This window comes from Arsenicicoccus cauae (assembly GCF_043162025.1).
Lineage (GTDB): Bacteria > Actinomycetota > Actinomycetes > Actinomycetales > Dermatophilaceae > Arsenicicoccus > Arsenicicoccus cauae.
Window position 1 is genome coordinate 2126052 of the sequence record NZ_CP171001.1, and the last position, 16823, is coordinate 2142874.

At 72.8% G+C, this 16823-nt stretch carries 14 protein-coding genes; 8 read left to right on the forward strand and 6 right to left on the reverse strand.

The genetic code is table 11. The features are described 5' to 3' along the window. Window positions 1–45 precede the first annotated feature (45 nt). Complete coding sequence (locus ACF3NS_RS09945) at window positions 46–1611, reverse strand: alpha/beta hydrolase (protein ID WP_392465831.1); 1566 nt, start codon at window positions 1609–1611, stop codon at window positions 46–48. A gap of 122 nt (window positions 1612–1733) precedes the next feature. On the opposite strand from ACF3NS_RS09945, the gene ACF3NS_RS09950 reads away from it, so the two are divergent. From ACF3NS_RS09950 to ACF3NS_RS09965, 4 genes are all read left to right on the forward strand, one after another. Continuing rightward, window positions 1734–3518 carry a proline--tRNA ligase gene (locus tag ACF3NS_RS09950; protein WP_392469111.1) on the forward strand — a complete coding sequence of 595 codons (1785 nt, stop codon included), beginning with the start codon at window positions 1734–1736 and terminating at the stop codon, window positions 3516–3518. Window positions 3519–3595: 77 nt separating this feature from the next. Next, complete coding sequence (locus tag ACF3NS_RS09955; protein WP_392469113.1) at window positions 3596–4297, forward strand: HAD family hydrolase; 702 nt, start codon at window positions 3596–3598, stop codon at window positions 4295–4297. Next, window positions 4290–5069, forward strand: coding sequence for a TSUP family transporter (locus ACF3NS_RS09960; protein WP_288797998.1), 780 nt, complete (start codon window positions 4290–4292; stop codon window positions 5067–5069). The genes ACF3NS_RS09955 and ACF3NS_RS09960 overlap by 8 nt, the downstream gene beginning before the upstream one ends. Window positions 5070–5098: 29 nt before the next feature. After that, a complete protein-coding gene (locus ACF3NS_RS09965) occupies window positions 5099–6019 on the forward strand; it encodes an arylamine N-acetyltransferase (protein ID WP_154593374.1) in 921 nt (306 codons plus the stop codon). On the opposite strand, the gene ACF3NS_RS09970 is transcribed toward ACF3NS_RS09965, so the two are convergent. Genes ACF3NS_RS09970 through ACF3NS_RS09980 form a run of 3 tightly spaced genes read right to left on the reverse strand, consistent with a single transcriptional unit; the run spans window position 5952 to window position 7617 of the window. Then, entirely contained in the window at window positions 5952–6329 is a 378-nt protein-coding gene (locus tag ACF3NS_RS09970; RefSeq protein ID WP_154593373.1) for a hypothetical protein, read from the reverse strand. The genes ACF3NS_RS09965 and ACF3NS_RS09970 overlap by 68 nt on opposite strands. A gap of 5 nt (window positions 6330–6334) precedes the next feature. Continuing rightward, window positions 6335–6829, reverse strand: coding sequence for a dihydrofolate reductase (locus tag ACF3NS_RS09975; RefSeq protein ID WP_154593372.1), 495 nt, complete (start codon window positions 6827–6829; stop codon window positions 6335–6337). Further along, entirely contained in the window at window positions 6826–7617 is a 792-nt protein-coding gene (locus tag ACF3NS_RS09980) for a thymidylate synthase (RefSeq protein ID WP_154593371.1), read from the reverse strand. The genes ACF3NS_RS09975 and ACF3NS_RS09980 overlap by 4 nt, the downstream gene beginning before the upstream one ends. Before the next feature lie 302 nt (window positions 7618–7919). On the opposite strand from ACF3NS_RS09980, the gene dapA reads away from it, so the two are divergent. The 3 genes from dapA to ACF3NS_RS09995 are packed head-to-tail and all read left to right on the forward strand — an operon-like array spanning window position 7920 to window position 11502. Next, the gene (gene dapA, locus ACF3NS_RS09985) at window positions 7920–8810 is read left to right on the forward strand and encodes a 4-hydroxy-tetrahydrodipicolinate synthase (RefSeq protein ID WP_392465834.1); all 891 of its coding nucleotides are present in this window, start codon (window positions 7920–7922) and stop codon (window positions 8808–8810) included. A 26-nt stretch (window positions 8811–8836) separates the two neighbouring features. Then, window positions 8837–10516, forward strand: coding sequence for a ribonuclease J (locus ACF3NS_RS09990; protein WP_311966541.1), 1680 nt, complete (start codon window positions 8837–8839; stop codon window positions 10514–10516). Beyond that, window positions 10513–11502 (forward strand): endonuclease/exonuclease/phosphatase family protein, encoded by a 990-nt coding sequence (locus ACF3NS_RS09995; RefSeq protein WP_154593369.1) that lies wholly within the window; start codon window positions 10513–10515, stop codon window positions 11500–11502. Before ACF3NS_RS09990 ends, ACF3NS_RS09995 begins: the two co-directional genes overlap by 4 nt. Window positions 11503–11521: 19 nt before the next feature. Here ACF3NS_RS09995 and ACF3NS_RS10000 read toward each other — a convergent pair whose 3' ends face one another. Together ACF3NS_RS10000 and ACF3NS_RS10005 are read right to left on the reverse strand one after the other, a co-directional pair. Further along, complete coding sequence (locus tag ACF3NS_RS10000) at window positions 11522–12439, reverse strand: DMT family transporter (protein ID WP_154593368.1); 918 nt, start codon at window positions 12437–12439, stop codon at window positions 11522–11524. Next, window positions 12436–13779, reverse strand: coding sequence for a glycosyltransferase family 4 protein (locus ACF3NS_RS10005; protein WP_392465838.1), 1344 nt, complete (start codon window positions 13777–13779; stop codon window positions 12436–12438). The genes ACF3NS_RS10000 and ACF3NS_RS10005 overlap by 4 nt, the downstream gene beginning before the upstream one ends. Before the next feature lie 191 nt (window positions 13780–13970). On the opposite strand from ACF3NS_RS10005, the gene ACF3NS_RS10010 reads away from it, so the two are divergent. Continuing rightward, window positions 13971–16790 (forward strand): DNA translocase FtsK, encoded by a 2820-nt coding sequence (locus ACF3NS_RS10010; protein ID WP_392465841.1) that lies wholly within the window; start codon window positions 13971–13973, stop codon window positions 16788–16790. Window positions 16791–16823 lie beyond the last annotated feature (33 nt).

Sequence of the window (16823 nt, forward strand, 5' to 3'; positions counted from 1 at the left end):
CGATGCCGGAGACGCGCGGCCGTCAGTCACGAGGACCCAGACTGATCAGTCGACCGACCCACCTGAGTCACCTGAGTCACCCGAGCTGCCCGCCTCGGCGGGTCCTGACGAGCCGCCAGTGAGCATCGACCACGGGCGCCTCATCAGCTTGATCCGCTCGGTGTCGCCCGCGGCCACGGCGGCCAGGTGGAGCAGGCTGGAGGTGCCTCGGTGGTAGTACTGCTCGTGTCCGACCGGTGGGCGCAGGACGGTCCAGGACCCGTCGGGGTAGACCACCCGGCGGGCGAGGGGGGACAGCTGTTGCACGCCGCTGATGCGCAGGACCTCGCCGCCGAAGACGCCGAGCATGCCGATGAGGTCGCCGGGGGCGATGCAGGCGTACAACGTGCCCGGCGCCAGGCCGAGGTCGGACAGGCTGGAGGCGAAGATCCCTGGTGCGCCGGCCGTCATGGCGGCGTCGACGACGTGCGCGCCCCCGGCGGCCAGCTGGGACAGGGCGAGTCCCATGGCAGAGGCGCCGTAGGAGTGCCCGCTCGCCACGACGCGGGCTCCGGCGGGGGTGATCTCGCGGACGCCCTGCAGGGTCCTGGCGAGGTGGCCGGCAGCCTCCCGCGCATAGCGCGGGTCGGATGCCTCGCCGGGCACGAGCACGCGCATCCCGGTGTCTCCCAGCGCCTTTCGGGTGGCGATGTCGTAGGGCGCCCGGTAGCCGATCCAGTCGATCACCGCCACGCGGGCGTCCCCGTCGAGCAGCCGCACCGCCTCGTCGCGCAGCCAGGACATCCAGGTGGCCTCGCGATAGAGGCGCAGGTCCACGGTGGTGGTCGTGCCCGGGACGTGCACCACCACGTGGGTGGCGGTGTCGGGGTCGCCGAGCGCGATGGCGGTCCTCAGGGGATAGCTGCGGGCGTCGAGCAGATAGAGGAACCGTCGCGTCGGCAGCGTGCTGACCTGCGCGAGCCCCTCGGGGACCTCGGCCAGCAGGTCGGGGTCGGCGAAGAGTGCCCGCAGCTTGAGCAGCCCTCGCAGGTCCCTCTCCTCCTCGACCGTGGCCTCGTCCGCGGGTGCGCCGGTGTCGACGTCGAGCTCGCGGCTGCGCCGGGCGATCTCGGCCTCGAGGACCTGCAGGTTGGCTGCGTGCCGGACGGCGGTGGGCAGCCCGTCGGCCCTCCCCGCCCAGGGGGCGTGGCGCCGCAGCACCTCCTCGCGGTCCTCGGGGGCCAGGCCCCGCCACCAGGCGGCGACGACGTCGGGCGCGTCGTCGCGGGGGATGGGCAGCACCTCCTCGCCGGCCATCCCGAGGCGGGGGAAGCGCGACGCGGCGACCTCGGCCTCGGAGCGGAGCTGGTCGACGAGCTGGCCGGCGGCATACAGACCGACGTCGGTGCGCCGCGTCATGATCTCGTCGAGGACGGCGTCCCCGGGCCTGGACCAGGTCCGGTCGGCGGCCAGGGCCTCGGTGAGGTGCAGGTGGGCGGTGGTCGCCGCCGCCACCGCCTGCTCCACGGCGTGCGCTGCGGCGGCCAGTCCCGCCTGCAGCGTGAGGGGCTCGACGCCTGGCCCTCCTGCCGGTGGCCCGCCCCCGCCCGGCGTCTCGACGCACTCTGCCACGACCCTCACCTCCACCTCAGAGGCTACGCCCGGGCGCGGTCGAGGCCGGTGAGCCAGGGCCGATATCCTGCCGTGGTCCCACCTCCGCCGACCTGAGGAGCCCCACCGTGCCCGGTGAGATCATGCGCATGTCGTCCCTGTTCCTGCGGACCCTGCGCGAGGACCCGGCCGACGCGGAGCTGCCCGGCCACCGGCTGCTCGTGCGCGCCGGCTACGTCCGTCGCGCGGCGCCCGGCGTCTACAGCTGGCTCCCCCTAGGGCTCAAGGTGCTTCGTCGTGTCGAGGGGATCGTCCGCGAGGAGATGGACCAGATCTCCCAGGAGCTGAGCTTCCCGGCGCTGCTGCCGCGCGAGCCCTACGAGGCGACCGGGCGCTGGACGGAGTACGGCGACAACCTCTTTCGCCTCACGGACCGAAAGGGCACCGACATGCTGCTCGGGCCGACCCACGAGGAGATGTTCACCCTCGCGGTCAAGGACCTCTACAGCTCCTACAAGGACCTGCCGCTGTCGATCTACCAGATCCAGACGAAGTACCGCGACGAGGCGCGGCCCCGCGCCGGACTGCTGCGCGGGCGCGAGTTCATCATGAAGGACTCGTACTCCTTCGACGTCTCCGACGAGGGCCTGCAGAAGTCCTACGACGCGCACCGCGAGGCCTACGTCAAGATCTTCGACCGGCTCGGCTTCGACTACGTCATCGTCCAGGCGACCTCCGGCGCGATGGGCGGGTCGGCCAGCGAGGAGTTCCTCGCGATCAGCGAGGTCGGCGAGGACACCTTCGTGCGGGACGACAGCGGGTATGCCGCGAACGTGGAGGCCGTGGTCGTCCCGCAGGCCGAGCCCGTCGACGCGTCCGGCGTCCCCACGGCGCAGGAGGTCGACACGCCGGACACCCCCACCATCGACACCCTCGTCGACGTGCTGAACGCCCAGCACCCGCGCCCCGACGGCCGGGCCTGGACCGCCGCCGACACCCTCAAGAACGTCGTCGTGATGCTGGTCCACCCCGACGGCACCCGTTCGCCCCTGGTCGTCGGGCTGCCCGGCGACCGGCAGGTCGACCTCAAGCGCCTCGAGGCGCAGGTCGCCCCGGCCGAGGTCGAGGAGTTCACCGAGGCCGACTTCGCGGCCTACCCGCAGCTGGTGCGCGGCTACATCGGGCCCGGCGTGCTCGGCGAGACCGTCGAGCGCGACGAGGCCGGCGAGGTCGTGTCCCGCACGGGCATCCGCTACCTGCTCGACCCGCGCGTGGCCGAGGGGTCCGCGTGGGCCACCGGGGCCAACCGGGCGGGCGTCCACGTGATCAACCTGGTCCACGGCCGCGACTTCACCGCCGACGGGACGGTTCAGGCCGCCGAGGTCCGCGACGGCGACGTAGCCCCGGACGGCGTCGGCACCCTGCGGACCGCCCGTGGCATCGAGATGGGCCACATCTTCCAGCTGGGTCGCAAGTATGCCGAGGCCCTCGGCCTCAAGGTGCTGGACGAGAACGGCCGGCTCGTCACCGTCACGATGGGCTCCTACGGCATCGGTGTCTCGCGGGCCGTCGCCGCCCTCGCCGAGGCCAACCACGACGACCTGGGTCTGGTGTGGCCCCGCAACGTCGCGCCTGCCGACGTCCACGTCGTCGCCACGGGCAAGGACGAGGCGGTGCTCGTCGAGGCGGACCGGATCGCGAGCGAGCTCGCGCGGCAGGGGATCTCCTCCATCGTCGACGACCGCGCCAAGGTCAGCCCCGGCGTGAAGTTCAAGGACGCCGAGCTGATCGGCGTGCCGACCATCGTCATCGTCGGCAAGGGCCTCGCGGGCGGCACCGTGGAGATCAAGGACCGGCGCTCGGGCGACCGTCGCGAGGTGGCCGTCGCCGACGTGGTGGCCGAGGTCGCCCGCGAGGTGCGGTCCTGACGGGTGCGGGTGCGGGTGCGGGGGCGCCGGGAGCCACGGACGCCTCGGACGCCGCTCCGTCGCCGGTCGGCGCCGTCATCTTCGACTGGGGCGGCACCCTCACCCCGTGGCACGACGTGGACCTGCGCCAGCAGTGGGTGGAGTTCTCCCGCGGCTACGGCACCCTGGCCTGCTCGCTCCACGAGCTCACGGCCCGGATCCTGCTCGCGGAGGACGCCCTGTGGCAGCGCGCTCGCACCACTCACGAGTCGGGCCGCCTCGCCGACCTGCTGACCCAGGTGGGCCTGGACCCCGAGGACGAGGCGACCCTCGCCGGCCTGGCGGCCTACGAGACCTTCTGGGAGCCGCACACGCTCACCGACCCCCAGGTCGAGCCCCTGTGGACCGGTCTGCGCGAGCGCGGGATCCGCGTCGGCGTGCTGTCCAACACGATCTGGACCCGCGACTACCACCGCGGGGTCTTCGAGCGCGACGGGGTGGCCCACCTCATCGACGCCGACGTCTACTCCAGCGAGATCCCGTGGGCCAAGCCGCACCCCGAGGCCTTCCTCGCCGCCGCGCGGGCGGTGGGCGTCGAGCCGGACCGGTGCGTCTACGTCGGGGACCGGTCCTTCGAGGACGTCCACGGCCCCCAGCGGGCCGGCATGCGTGCCGTGTGGGTCCCGCACTCGCGGATCCCCGTGGAGCAGCAGGTCTCGCACGACGCGGAGCCCGACGCGGTCGCGCACGAGCTGCTCGACGTCCTCACGATCGTCGACCGGTGGTGCGGGCGTGGGTGAGCTGTCGCTGCAGGTCGTCCTCTTCCTCGTCGGATGCGCGTTCTGCGCGGGGTGGGTCGACGCCGTCGTGGGCGGGGGAGGGCTGATCCAGCTGCCCGCGCTGCTCGTGGGGCTGCCCGGCGCCTCGCCCGCGCAGATCCTCGCCACCAACAAGCTGGCCTCGATCTGCGGCACCTCGACGAGCGCGGTCACCTACTACCGCCGGGTGCGTCCGGACCTGCGCACCGCGATCCCGCTCGCGGTCGCGGCGTTCGCCGGGTCGTCGCTCGGTGCGGTCGTCGCCACCCGGATCCCCAAGGAGGCGTTCAACCCGATCATCCTGGTGGCGCTCGTGGTGGTCGGCGCCTACACGGTGCTCAAGCCCAGTCTCGGCGCGTCCACGCAGCTGCGCTTCTCCGGTCGCCACCACCTCGCGGCGGCCCTGGTCATCGGGGCGGTCGTCGGCTTCTACGACGGGGCACTCGGGCCCGGCACCGGGTCGTTCTTCGTCTTCGCGCTCGTCGGGCTGACCGGCTACGCCTTCCTCGAGGCCAGCGCCAAGGCCAAGATCGCCAACTTCGCGACCAACCTCGCGGCCCTCGCGGTCTTCGTCCCCCACGGGGCGGTCATGTGGCCGATCGGCGTGGTCATGGGACTGGCCAACATCGCCGGTGGCTACATCGGGGCGCGGACCGCCGTGTCGCGCGGCACGGGCTTCGTCCGCATCGTCTTCATCGTCGTGGTGGGGACCTTCGTGATCCGGATCGCCGGCCAGCTGCTCGGCCGGTGGTGAGACCTCGCAGGCAGGCCTAGGGTCGAGGCATGGGGGATCTCGTGCAGCGCTACCTCGACCAGCTGGGGCTGCCCCGTCAGCGCCCGACCGCCCGCTACCTCGCTCGGGTGCACGCGGCGCACGTGGACCGCTTCGCCCACGACACCGTGTGGATGGTCCGCGGTCGCGTCCCGCGCCTGGTGGAGCCGGAGCTCGTCGAGGCCCTCCTGGACGGCGAGGGCGGCGGGTGCCTGCAGCTCAACGTCGGTCTGTGCTGGCTGCTGCGTGAGCTGGGCCTCGACCCGGTGCTGCACCGGGCGACGGCCCAGTCGACCTTCCAGCTCGAGGCGAGCCGGCACCACGGTGAACACTGCGTCGTCACCGCCACCGTCGACGGGGTGCGGTGGCTGCTGGACGTGGGCACCGGGACGGGCCACCTGGAGCCGCTCCCGCTCCTGCCGGGCACCTACCTGCAGGGCGGCTTCCGCTACGAGGTCCGCCACCGCGGCGAGGGGGTGTGGAGGATCGAGCACGATCGTCGTCCACGTGCCCTGCGCGCCGTGGAGCTGACCCTCGCCCCGGCCGCGCCAGCCTCGTTCGAGCAGCTGTACGACCGGGTGTGCCGCGACCCCGACTCGCCCTACCGCCGCACCGCCTGGGCCCAGCGCAGGACTTCCGGGGCCGTGGAGATGCTGCACCTGAGGACGCTGCGCATCCGCACCCCCCAGGGCTGGCAGGTGCGTCACCTCACGACCGCCGAGGAGTGGGTCGAGCAGCTGCGGGGGAGGTTCGGGCTGGGGCTGCCCGGCCTCGCCGAAGACGAGCAGCACCGCCTGTGGGAGCTCACCGCAGACCCGTCGCCGGACGTCGGCGTCGACCCAGAGGTCAGCGTCGAGCCAGAGGTCAGCGTCGGCCCGGCCGGCGCAGACGTGGTCGGTGCACGCGGGTCGGGCGGCGCCATACGGCCGTGATGGTCGCCCACCGGGCGAGGCCCGCGCCGAGCCCCGCGAGCATCCCCGGGACGAGCAGGAAGGTGCCGTCCATCGCGTCGCGGCCGAGGTCGGCATGCCCCCCCACCAGGCCCGTCAGCACACCCACGACCACCCCCACGAAGAGCCCGACCAGCGCGCCGCCGAGGGTGAGGGGCCAGACGAGCGCCCGGCCGCGCCGCCCAGCCCTCGCCCGGGCCGCCAGCTCGCGGGAGCGGGTCCAGGCCACGGCGACACCCACCGCGGCCAGGACCGCCGGGAGCATGAGCAGCAGGACGGCGCGGTTGCGCACGCGCCTCAGCCCCTCACGCGGTCGTAGGTCACGAACGCGAAGCCCGGGTGGGCGTCGGTCCCGGCGACCTGCTCGCGCCGGACCTCGCGCCACTGCTCGCGATCGACCTCGGGGAACCACGTGTCGGCCTCCGGGGCGTCGTCCACCTCGGTCAGCTCGAGCCGGTCCGCCAGGGGCAGGGCGAGGGCATAGATCTCGCCCCCGCCACCGCAGCACACCTCTCCCTCGCCGGCCAGGGCCAGGGCCTCCTCCAGGGAGGACGCGGACTCCGCGTCGGCCACGGACCACCCGGGGTCACGGGTGATCACGATCGTGCGCCGGCCGGGCAGGGCGCGCCCGATGGACTCGTAGGTCTTGCGGCCCATGACCAGCGGACGTCCCTCGGTCAGGGCCTTGAACCGCGGGAGGTCACCGGGCAGCCGCCACAGCAGGGCCCCCTCGCGCCCGAGCGCGCCGTTGCGTCCCACGGCGGCGACGAGGGTGAGCGTCCTGGACGTCATACGGCGATCGGGGCCTTGATCGACGGGTCGGCCACATAGCCCTCGAGGGTGAAGTCCTCGAGCTCGTAGGCGTCGATGGAGGGCCGGCGAGCGATGTGCATGGTCGGCAGCGGGTGGGGCGAGCGCGTGAGCTGCAGCCGCGCCTGGTCGAGGTGGTTGGCGTAGAGGTGGGCGTCGCCGAGCGTGTGCACGAAGTCGCCCGGCTCGAGGTCCGTCTGCTGGGCGACCATCATGGTGAGCAAAGCGTACGACGCGATGTTGAAGGGCACCCCGAGGAAGATGTCGGCGCTGCGCTGGTAGAGCTGGCAGGACAGGCGCCCCTCGGCCACGTAGAACTGGAACATGGTGTGGCACGGCGGCAGGGCCATGCGGTCGACGTCGGCGACGTTCCAGGCCGACACGATGTGCCGGCGCGAGTCCGGGTTGGTCCGCAACGAGGTGACGACCTGGTCGATCTGGTCGACCGACCGACCGTCGGGGGTCGGCCAGGACCGCCACTGGTGGCCGTAGACGGGGCCGAGGTCGCCGTGCTCGTCGGCCCACTCGTCCCAGATCGTGATGCCGCGCTCCTGGAGCCAGCGCACGTTGGTGTCGCCCCGCAGGAACCACAGCAGCTCGCCGATGATCGACCTCAGGTGGAGCTTCTTGGTCGTGAGGACCGGGAAGCCCTGGCCGAGGTCGAACCGCATCTGGTGGCCGAAGACGCTGCGGGTGCCGGTCCCCGTGCGGTCCGACTTGTCCACCCCGGTCGTCAGGACGTGGTCGAGGAGGTCGAGGTACTGCTGCATGGCGACCACGGTAGCGGGGTGGGTCCGGCATACCGTCATCGACCGGCGCGGGCACTCACGGCGTGGATGTGAGCCAGGTCACACCATCCGGTCCGGCGACGGTGTAACGAGACGGGCCCACTGGCCGATGTATCTCGTGAATCGCGTAGCCACCCGGACCCCCGAGCGGGTGGCTACGCGATTCACATGTCTACCCGCCTCGTCCCCCTCGTCCCCTCGTCCCCCTCCTCCGCCTCCGGCCCGGCTGCCGGCGCCCGTGGCGGTCACCGACCGGGCCCGGCATCGCGGGATACATTGACCTCATGACGACCTCACCCGCGTTCGGCCGCGTCCTGTCGGCCATGGTGACCCCGATGCTGCCCGGCGGTGCGATCGACCGCGACGGGGTGCAGCAGGTCGCGCGCCACCTCGTCGGGCACGGCCACGACGGCATCGTCGTCAACGGCACCACCGGCGAGTCGCCGACGACGACGGACGACGAGAAGGCCGAGCTGGTCCGCCTCGTGCGCGAGACCGTCGGCGAGGGGGTGCACGTCATCGCCGGTGTCGGCACCAACGACACCCGGCACACCATCGAGCTCGCCGGCCAGGCCGCGGACGCGGGTGCGGACGGTCTCCTCGTGGTGACGCCCTACTACAACAAGCCCCCCGTGGCCGGGCTCGAGGCCCACTTCCGAGCGGTGGCCGACGCCACCGAGCTGCCCGTCATGCTCTACGACATCCCCGGCCGGGCGGGCGTGCCGATCCCCACCGAGCTGCTCGTCCGGCTCGCGGACCACCCGCGCATCGTGGCCGTCAAGGATGCCAAGGGCGACCTGTGGGCGGCGACCAAGGTCCAGCGCGAGACGGACCTGCAGTGGTACTCCGGCGACGACGTCGCCAACTTCTCCCACCTGGCGCTCGGCGCCGTCGGCATCGTCAGCGTCGTCGCCCAGGTGGCCGGGGACGCGTATGCCGAGATGGTGGGGGCCCTCCAGGGCGGCGACGTCGAGCGGGGGCGCGAGATCCATCGCCGCCTCGTGCCCGTCGTCGACGCCGTGATGAACGTGACCCAGGGGGCCATCATGACCAAGGCGGCCCTCGTCGAGCTGGGCGTCATCGCCCACGCCGACGTGCGCCTGCCGCTGGTCGCGGCCACCGACGACCAGGTCGAGATCGTCCGATCCGGCCTCCACAGCTCAGGACTGATGTGACTTCTGCTTCCGCTGCACCCGGCCTCGTGACCGAGGTCCCCACCACCCCGCCCGCGCTGGCGAAGGACGGCCTGCGGGTCGTCGCGCTCGGCGGCCTCGGCGAGGTCGGCCGCAACATGACGGTGCTCGAGCACCGCGGCCGGCTGCTGATCATCGACTGCGGCGTGCTCTTCCCCGAGGAGCACCACCCCGGCATCGACCTGATCCTCCCGGACTTCGACTACCTCGAGGGGCGCCTGGACGACGTCGACGCCGTCGTCCTCACGCACGGGCACGAGGACCACATCGGCGCGTTGCCCTACCTGCTCAAGCGCAAGCCCGACATCCCCCTCATCGGCTCCCAGCTGACCCTGGCCCTGGTCGAGGCCAAGCTCAAGGAGCACCGGATCACCCCCTACACGCTGGGGGTCCGCGAGGGCCAGCGCGAGCAGGCCGGCGTCTTCGACCTGGAGTTCGTGGCCGTCAACCACTCGATCCCGGACGCGCTCGCCGTCTGTGTGCGCACCGCCGCGGGGACCCTCCTGCACACCGGTGACTTCAAGATGGACCAGCTGCCGCTGGACCGCCGGCTCACCGACCTGCGCGCCTTCGCCCGCCTGGGGGAGGAGGGCGTCGACCTGTTCCTCACCGACTCCACCAACGCAGAGGTGCCGGGGTTCACGACGCCGGAGCGGGAGATCGCGCCCGCCATCGACAAGGTCTTTCGGCACACCACGGGCCGGATCATCGTGGCCTGCTTCTCCTCGCACGTGCACCGCGTCCAGCAGGTGCTCGACGCCGCCCACAAGGCGGGCCGGCGGGTGGCCCTGGTGGGTCGCTCGATGGTGCGCAACATGACGATTGCGGCCGAGCTCGGCTACCTGCACGTGCCGGCCGGCGTGCTCATCGACATCAAGAAGGTCGGTTCGCTGCGCGACGACCAGCTGGTCCTCGTGTGCACCGGCTCGCAGGGCGAGCCGATGGCCGCGCTGAGCCGTATGGCGAACCGCGACCACCGCATCGAGGTCGGGCCCGGCGACACGGTGCTGCTCGCGTCCTCGCTGATCCCCGGCAACGAGAACGCCGTCTACCGCGTGATCAACGGGCTGATGCGTCTCGGCGCCGACGTCGTCCACAAGGGCAACGCCAAGGTGCACGTCAGCGGCCACGCCAGCGCCGGCGAGCTGCTCTACTGCTACAACATCGTCAGGCCCCGCAACGTCATGCCGGTGCACGGCGAGTGGCGCCACCTCGTGGCCAACGGGCGGCTGGCCGAGGCGACGGGCGTGCCGGCGGAGCGGGTGCTGCTCTGTCAGGACGGCACCGTCGTGGACCTGGTGGACGGGGTCGCCAGCATCGTGGGCGAGGTGCCCTGCGGCTACGTCTACGTCGACGGGTCCGCCCTCGGTGGGGAGACGAGCGACGAGCTGCTGCGTGACCGCAGGATCCTGCGGGACGAGGGCTTCGTCACCGCCATCGTCGTCGTGGACACCTCCACCGGCGAGGTGGTCAGCGAGCCCGAGATCACCTCCCGCGGCGTGGCCGAGGACCAGGAGGTCTTCGACCGGGTCCGGCCCCAGGTCGAGCGCGCCGTGGTCGAGGCCATGGCCAAGGGCACCACCGACACCTATGCCCTCCAGCAGGTCGTGCGGCGCACCCTCGGCTCCTGGGTCGGCACGAAGCTGCGGCGCCGTCCGATGATCATCCCGGTCGTCATCGACGCATGACGGCCGGGGCGACCCGCGCGAGGCCCTCGACGACGGCCTGGTCACCCTCCTCGAGGGCGCTCCTGGTCGCCGGGGCCTCGCTGGCGCTGCTGGGGACCGGCCTGCTGGCGCTGCGGTGGGCCGTGGTGCCGGAGCGCACCGGCTTCCTCGCGCTGCAGGCCCTGTCACCGATGGGCGGGGTCCTCGTGGGCCTCGGCGTGGTGGCGCTGCTGCTGGCGCGGGCCTGGGGCCCGCTGGCGGTGGCCCTGCTCCCGGCCCTCGCGTATGCCGGGCTGGCCGCCCCCACCGTCCTGCCCGACACGGTCCCACCCCGCCCCGACGACCTGGTCGTCCTCTCGACCAACCTGCAGTACGGCCGCGCGCAGGCTCGTCGCGTGATCGAGACGGCGGATCGCGTCGATGCCGACGTCGTGGTCCTCGTCGAGGTGACGCCGGGCGCGCTGGCGCGCCTGGACGAGGCCGGCCTGTCGGGCCGTTACCCGCACTCCATGGGTCGCCCGGGGCCGCGCGCGAGCGGGCTGGTGGTGCGGACCCGTGACCCCCTCCGGGCCGTGACGCCGTCCTACGACCCCCGCGCCGGGACGCCATACGGTCTGCTGAGCACGAGCAGGGGAGAGGTCCTGCTGCGAGGGGTGCACCCGGCCGCGCCCACGAGCCCGGAGCGCTGGGGCAGCGACCTGGGGGACCTCGGGTCGTGGATCGCCCGGGTCACCCGGCTCGACCCGAAGCAGCCGGTGCTCGTGGCCGGCGACCTCAACGCGACCTACAGCCACCCGCCGCTGCGCCAGGCCGTCGCGCCGCTCACCGACGCGGCGCGGGCGGCCGGCAAGGGCTGGGAGCCGACGTGGCCGCAGGGCCGGTGGTACCCGCCCTTCGCCCAGATCGACCACGTGCTGGTGCGCAACCTCCGGGTGGTCGACAGCGGGGTCGCGGCGATCCCGGACACCGATCACCGTGCGGTCTGGGCGCGGCTCAGGGTGGGATGACCTGCGTGGCAGGTCCGCGTCAGACGAGGACCTGTCTCTCGTCGGCCGACCCGCCCGCCGCGCCGTCGTCCTGCTGGTGACGCGCCGACAGGAGGCTGAGGGCGAACACCGAGGCCAGCAGCACGACCAGCCCGAGCCCCTCCAGGACCAGGTCCTTGGGGGTGGAGTGCAAGCGCTCGCCGTAGACGAGACCGCCGATGAGCAGCGAGAACAACGGGTCCAGGCTGGCGATGACCGGAAGGCTGGAGGACAGCGGACCGGCCTGGAAGGCCATCTGGTTGAGGACCAGGGCCAGGCCGCCGGCCACAAGCAGGGTGTAGAGCTGCCAGGACAGCAGGAGGTCCGGGATGCCGTGCTCGAGGATCCGGGTGCAGGTCTTGATCAGGGCGGCCGTGCAGGCATAGAGGGCCGCGACCGACGTGCCGAGCAGCGCGGCCTTGCGGCGTGGTCCCACGCGACGAGCCACCGCCACGCACGCGACCACCAGCACGGCGGTGCCGACGCCCACCCAGATGGCCGGGTTGCGTGCGCCCTTGGCCTCAGGCCCGTGGGGACCGGTTGCCCCGGACGCCCACAGGAACAGCACGAGACCGGCGACCAGCGTGAGCGCCAGGGCGACCTCCCGGCCGGACGGCCGCTGCTTGAGGAACCAGGCGTTCAGCACCAAGGAGAACACCAGGGCGAGGGTCAGCATGGGCTGGACCACGGAGATCGCGCCCTCGCGCAGGGCCAGCACCTGCAGGACGATGCCGCCGGCGTCGCACACCAGCCCGGCGAGCCAGAGGGGTTGGGAGATCATCGCCTGGACGAACCTGCGCACCCGCACGAGGCCGCTGCCCGAGATCTCGGGCATGCTCCCCGCCGACCGGTGCTTGAGCACCGAGCTCATGGCAAAGACGGCGGTGGCCGCCAGGGACAGCAGCAGGACCGAGGTCACCGCTCGGTCCGTCCCCGCGGGTGGGGTCGGACAGCCTCGTCACCCTGCAGGGGCGACAGGTCGATCTCGGGCAGGAGGGAGACGTCCCCGGCCCCGGCCGTCTCGTAGACGTCCGCCAGGAGGGTCAGGGTGTGCGGCCAGATGACGGCGCAGTCCTGCGTGCGGTTGTGGTGCTGGATCCGCCGCAGCAACGGGCGGTCCCGGGCCAGGCGCTCGAGGGCGTGGGTCATGTCGCCGTCCGTCTCGCAGATGAGGCCCTCGCGCTCGTGCCGGATGAACTCCGGCAGACCGCCCGAGGCCTTGGCGACGATGGGCAGGCCCGCGCACCGAGCCTCCAGCGCGGCCAGGCCGAAGGACTCGAGGTTGGCCGGCGCGATGAAGGCGTCACTGGACTCCAGCATGAGCCGGACGTGGTCGCGGTCCAGGCGGCCGTGCAGCGTGACCTGGTCGGCGAGGCCGTGGCGGCGCAGGTAGCGGTCCATGGCTCGCTGGCGTGGCCCGCAGCCGGCGACCTGCAGCCGGATCGTGGCGGTCGACCCCAGGCGGTCCTGGGCGTCGCGCAGCATCCGCAGGAGCGGCATCGGCCGCTTGCGGGCGCTGAGCCGCATCACGGCCGCCACGGTCAGCTCGCCCTCACGATCGGGGTAGCCGCCCCGGCGGGTCCACCGGGCGGGGTCCACGCCGTTGGGGATGACGTGCACCCGGGCGCCGTCGGGCAGGACCCGCCGGACGTGACGGGCCGCGGTGTCGCTGACCGCGGTCCAGGTGATCGGGAGCTTGGTCCAGCCCCAGACGAGGTTGCACAGACGAAAGATCCCGATGGCCCAGGCCCACAGCGAGTGGACGGTCACCACGGTCGGGATGCCGGCGCGGGCGGCCGCGCGGGCGACGAAGAAGCCGAGCGGCGAGCCGACGCCCACGTGGCAGTGGACGAGGTCGTAGCCGCCCTCACGCACCTCACGACAGCCGTCGCGCCACGCGGCGGGGTGGATGGCGTGCTGGACCCGGTAGCCGTCGGTGAGACGGACGACCGCGTCGGGTCCGAACGGCACCCCGGCGCTGGTGTGGCTCGGGGCGTAGGGATCGCTGTCGTCGGGGGCGTCACGGGTGCTCGGCGAGCTGGTGACGACCACGACCTCGTGACCGGCCGCGCGCTGGCGGCCGGTGAGCTCTGCGACCTGCATCTCGATCCCGCCGAGGCGGGGGAGGTAGAAGTCGGTGACGTGAGCGATCTTCATCAGTGCTCGTGGTCCTTCGTCGTGCCCGTGCGTCACGTCGATGTCATCGTCGTGCAGCACGGCCCCCGTGCGGCGCGCGATGGGCACGCCCTCAGCGATCATGCCGGAACGCACCGATCCTCGCAGATGCCGTGGTCGGCGTGTCGGCGCCGGGTCGTGGGGGCGGCGCGGTGGGCGAGCTGGGTGGACGGGCTGGGTGGACGTGCTGGGTGTGCCGGGCACGGGTCACAGTGTGGTCACCGGCGCGCGTGTGCCGCGAGGGGTGCGAGGGCCGGTCCCGTAGCCTGCGGAACATGGCGACCCGTGGCTCCACCAGCTCCACACGCTCCTCCTCGACCAGTCGTGGCGGATCGACGCGCCCCGGCTCGAGCAAGGGCGGGGCGACCCGCAAGCCTGCCCCGGGCCGCACGCGTGACGGTGGCCTGCCCCTGCCCGTGCGGGCCCTGCGGGGGACCTGGATGGGGCTCGCCCATGTCGTCGGGGGAGGGGTGCGGAGCGTGGGACACGGAGCCGCAGACCTGGAGCCGGAGCACCGCCGCGACGGGGTGGGCTTCGCCCTCGTGGCGCTCGCCATCGTGGTCGCCGCCCGCGAGTGGTGGAACATGCCCGGCTGGCCCGGCGCGATCGTCCACACGGTCGTCGCCGGCACGATCGGGTGCGTCGCCCTCGTCCTCCCGCTGGTGCTGCTCGGCCTCGGGCTGCGCGTGCTGCGCGCCCCGGACGACGGCCACGGCACCAACCGCATCGCCATCGGGACCTGCGCGCTGCTGCTGGCGACGTGCGGGATCGTGCACGTCGCCAAGGGCGTGCCGACCCCGAGCGGCACCGCCGAGGACATGCAGGCGGCAGGCGGCATCATCGGGTTCCTCGCCTCCAGCCCGCTCACGGCGGCCGTCAGCGTCTACGGCGCCGTGCCCATCCTCGTGCTGCTCGGGATCTTCGGCCTGCTCGTCGTGACGGCGACGCCGGTCCACCAGGTGGGCCCGCGGCTCCGGGACGCCTACCTGCGGCTCTTCCACGGCGATGGCGGCGAGAGGGACGCTGACGGGTCGCCCGGCCACGGCCAGGACCTGATGACGCAGCGCGCCGGTGGCGCCACCCGACGACGCCGGGACCGCGCCGACGCCGACCTGGACGAGCGCGCCGGCGACGAGGCCTACGAGCAGGCCGCGGTGGTCGAGCCGACCGGCCGTCCCTCCCGTGCCGGACTGCGCCCCGGTCAGAAGCGTCCGGTCGGCGCAGAGGCCGAGGCCCTGCGCCGCGCCCGGGACAACGCCGCCGCCCAGGGCCACGCGCCCACCCCGGACGGCACCGACGGACCCGACGGCCGGCCGGACGCTGCTCGTGCCGCGGCCGGGTCCGCGCCTGCCCCCGCCCCGGCGGCGATGCCCAGCAAGCCGCAGCTGGAGGCTCCCCCGACCGAGCCGCTGCCGCAGCGGGTCGAGCAGCTGGCCCTGGCCGGGGACATCACCTATCACCTGCCCGAGGACTCGATCCTCAAGCCCGGACCGCCCCACAAGGAGCGCAGCGCCGCCAACGACCGCGTGGTCGAGGCCCTCACCGGCGTCCTGGACCAGTTCGACATCGACGCCCAGGTCACCGGGTTCACCCGCGGCCCGACGGTGACGCGGTACGTCGTGGAGCTGGGACCGGGTGTCAAGGTCGAGCGCATCACCGCGCTGTCCAAGAACATCGCCTACGCCGTGGCCAGCGCCGACGTGCGCATCCTGTCGCCCATCCCCGGCAAGTCCGCGATCGGCGTCGAGATCCCCAACACCGACCGCGAGAACGTCTGCCTCGGTGACGTCCTGCGCTCCCAGGTCGCCCGCAACAACGCGCACCCCATGGTGATGGGTGTCGGCAAGGACGTGGAGGGCGGCTACGTCATCGCCAACCTCGCCAAGATGCCGCACATGCTCGTGGCGGGGGCCACCGGCGCCGGCAAGTCGAGCTTCGTGAACTCGCTGATCACCTCCATCCTCATGCGGTCGACCCCCGACGAGGTCCGGATGATCCTGGTGGACCCCAAGCGGGTGGAGCTGACGGCATACGACGGCATCCCCCACCTGATCACCCCGATCATCACCAACCCCAAGAAGGCCGCCGAGGCGCTGCAGTGGGTCGTGCGCGAGATGGACCAGCGCTACGACGACCTGGCCAACTTCGGGTTCAAGCACGTCGACGACTTCAACAAGGCCGTCCGCGCGGGCCAGGTCAAGCCTGTGCCGGGCTCCGAGCGGGAGATCCACCCCTATCCCTACCTGCTGGTGATCGTGGACGAGCTGGCCGACCTGATGATGGTCGCCCCGCGGGACGTCGAGGAGTCGATCGTGCGCATCACCCAGCTCGCGCGCGCCGCTGGCATCCACCTGGTGCTCGCCACCCAGCGTCCCTCGGTCGACGTCGTCACGGGTCTGATCAAGGCCAACGTGCCGAGCCGCATGGCGTTCGCGACCTCCTCGCTCGCCGACTCCCGCGTGGTCCTCGACCAGCCGGGCGCGGAGAAGCTCATCGGGCAGGGCGACGCGCTCTTCCTGCCCATGGGGGCCTCCAAGCCGATGCGCGTCCAGGGCGCGTGGGTCACCGAGTCCGAGATCAGCGAGGTCGTCAAGCGGGTCACCGACCAGCTCAAGCCGAGCTACCGCGAGGACGTGGCCGTCGTCGCGCCCCAGAAGCAGATCGACGACGACATCGGGGACGACCTCGACCTGCTGCTGCAGGCCACCGAGCTGGTGGTCACGACGCAGTTCGGCTCGACGTCGATGCTGCAGCGCAAGCTGCGCGTGGGCTTCGCCAAGGCCGGGCGTCTCATGGACCTGCTCGAGTCCCGTGGCGTGGTCGGCCCCTCCGAGGGGTCCAAGGCCCGCGACGTGCTGATCAAGCCGGACGACCTGCCCGCGACGCTGGCGGTGATGCGGGGCGAGGAGCCGCCAGCCGCCCCCGCCCCCGCGGCGAACCCCCAGCTCGTCGAGGAGGCCGCGGCGCCCGCGGACCGGTACGCGTCCGCCTCGGAGGACATGGTCACCGGCCGCGTCGTCGACGAGGAGGGCGTGGACGAGGAGTCCGAGGACGCCTGGGAGCTCACCCAGCACGGCCGCTCCGGCGGCTCCTGACCTACCCGTATGCCTAGAGGGGGGCCGCACCTG

Coding starts and splice junctions, on each gene's coding strand:
- ACF3NS_RS09950 (WP_392469111.1), top strand. CDS start 1,734: ATGCGCATGTCGTCCCTGTTCCTGCGGACCCTGCGCGAGGACCCGGCC.
- ACF3NS_RS09965 (WP_154593374.1), top strand. CDS start 5,099: ATGGGGGATCTCGTGCAGCGCTACCTCGACCAGCTGGGGCTGCCCCGT.
- ACF3NS_RS09975 (WP_154593372.1), bottom strand. CDS start 6,829: ATGACGTCCAGGACGCTCACCCTCGTCGCCGCCGTGGGACGCAACGGC.
- ACF3NS_RS09980 (WP_154593371.1), bottom strand. CDS start 7,617: ATGCAGCAGTACCTCGACCTCCTCGACCACGTCCTGACGACCGGGGTG.
- dapA (WP_392465834.1), top strand. CDS start 7,920: ATGACGACCTCACCCGCGTTCGGCCGCGTCCTGTCGGCCATGGTGACC.
- ACF3NS_RS09995 (WP_154593369.1), top strand. CDS start 10,513: ATGACGGCCGGGGCGACCCGCGCGAGGCCCTCGACGACGGCCTGGTCA.
- ACF3NS_RS10005 (WP_392465838.1), bottom strand. CDS start 13,779: ATGATCGCTGAGGGCGTGCCCATCGCGCGCCGCACGGGGGCCGTGCTG.
- ACF3NS_RS10010 (WP_392465841.1), top strand. CDS start 13,971: ATGGCGACCCGTGGCTCCACCAGCTCCACACGCTCCTCCTCGACCAGT.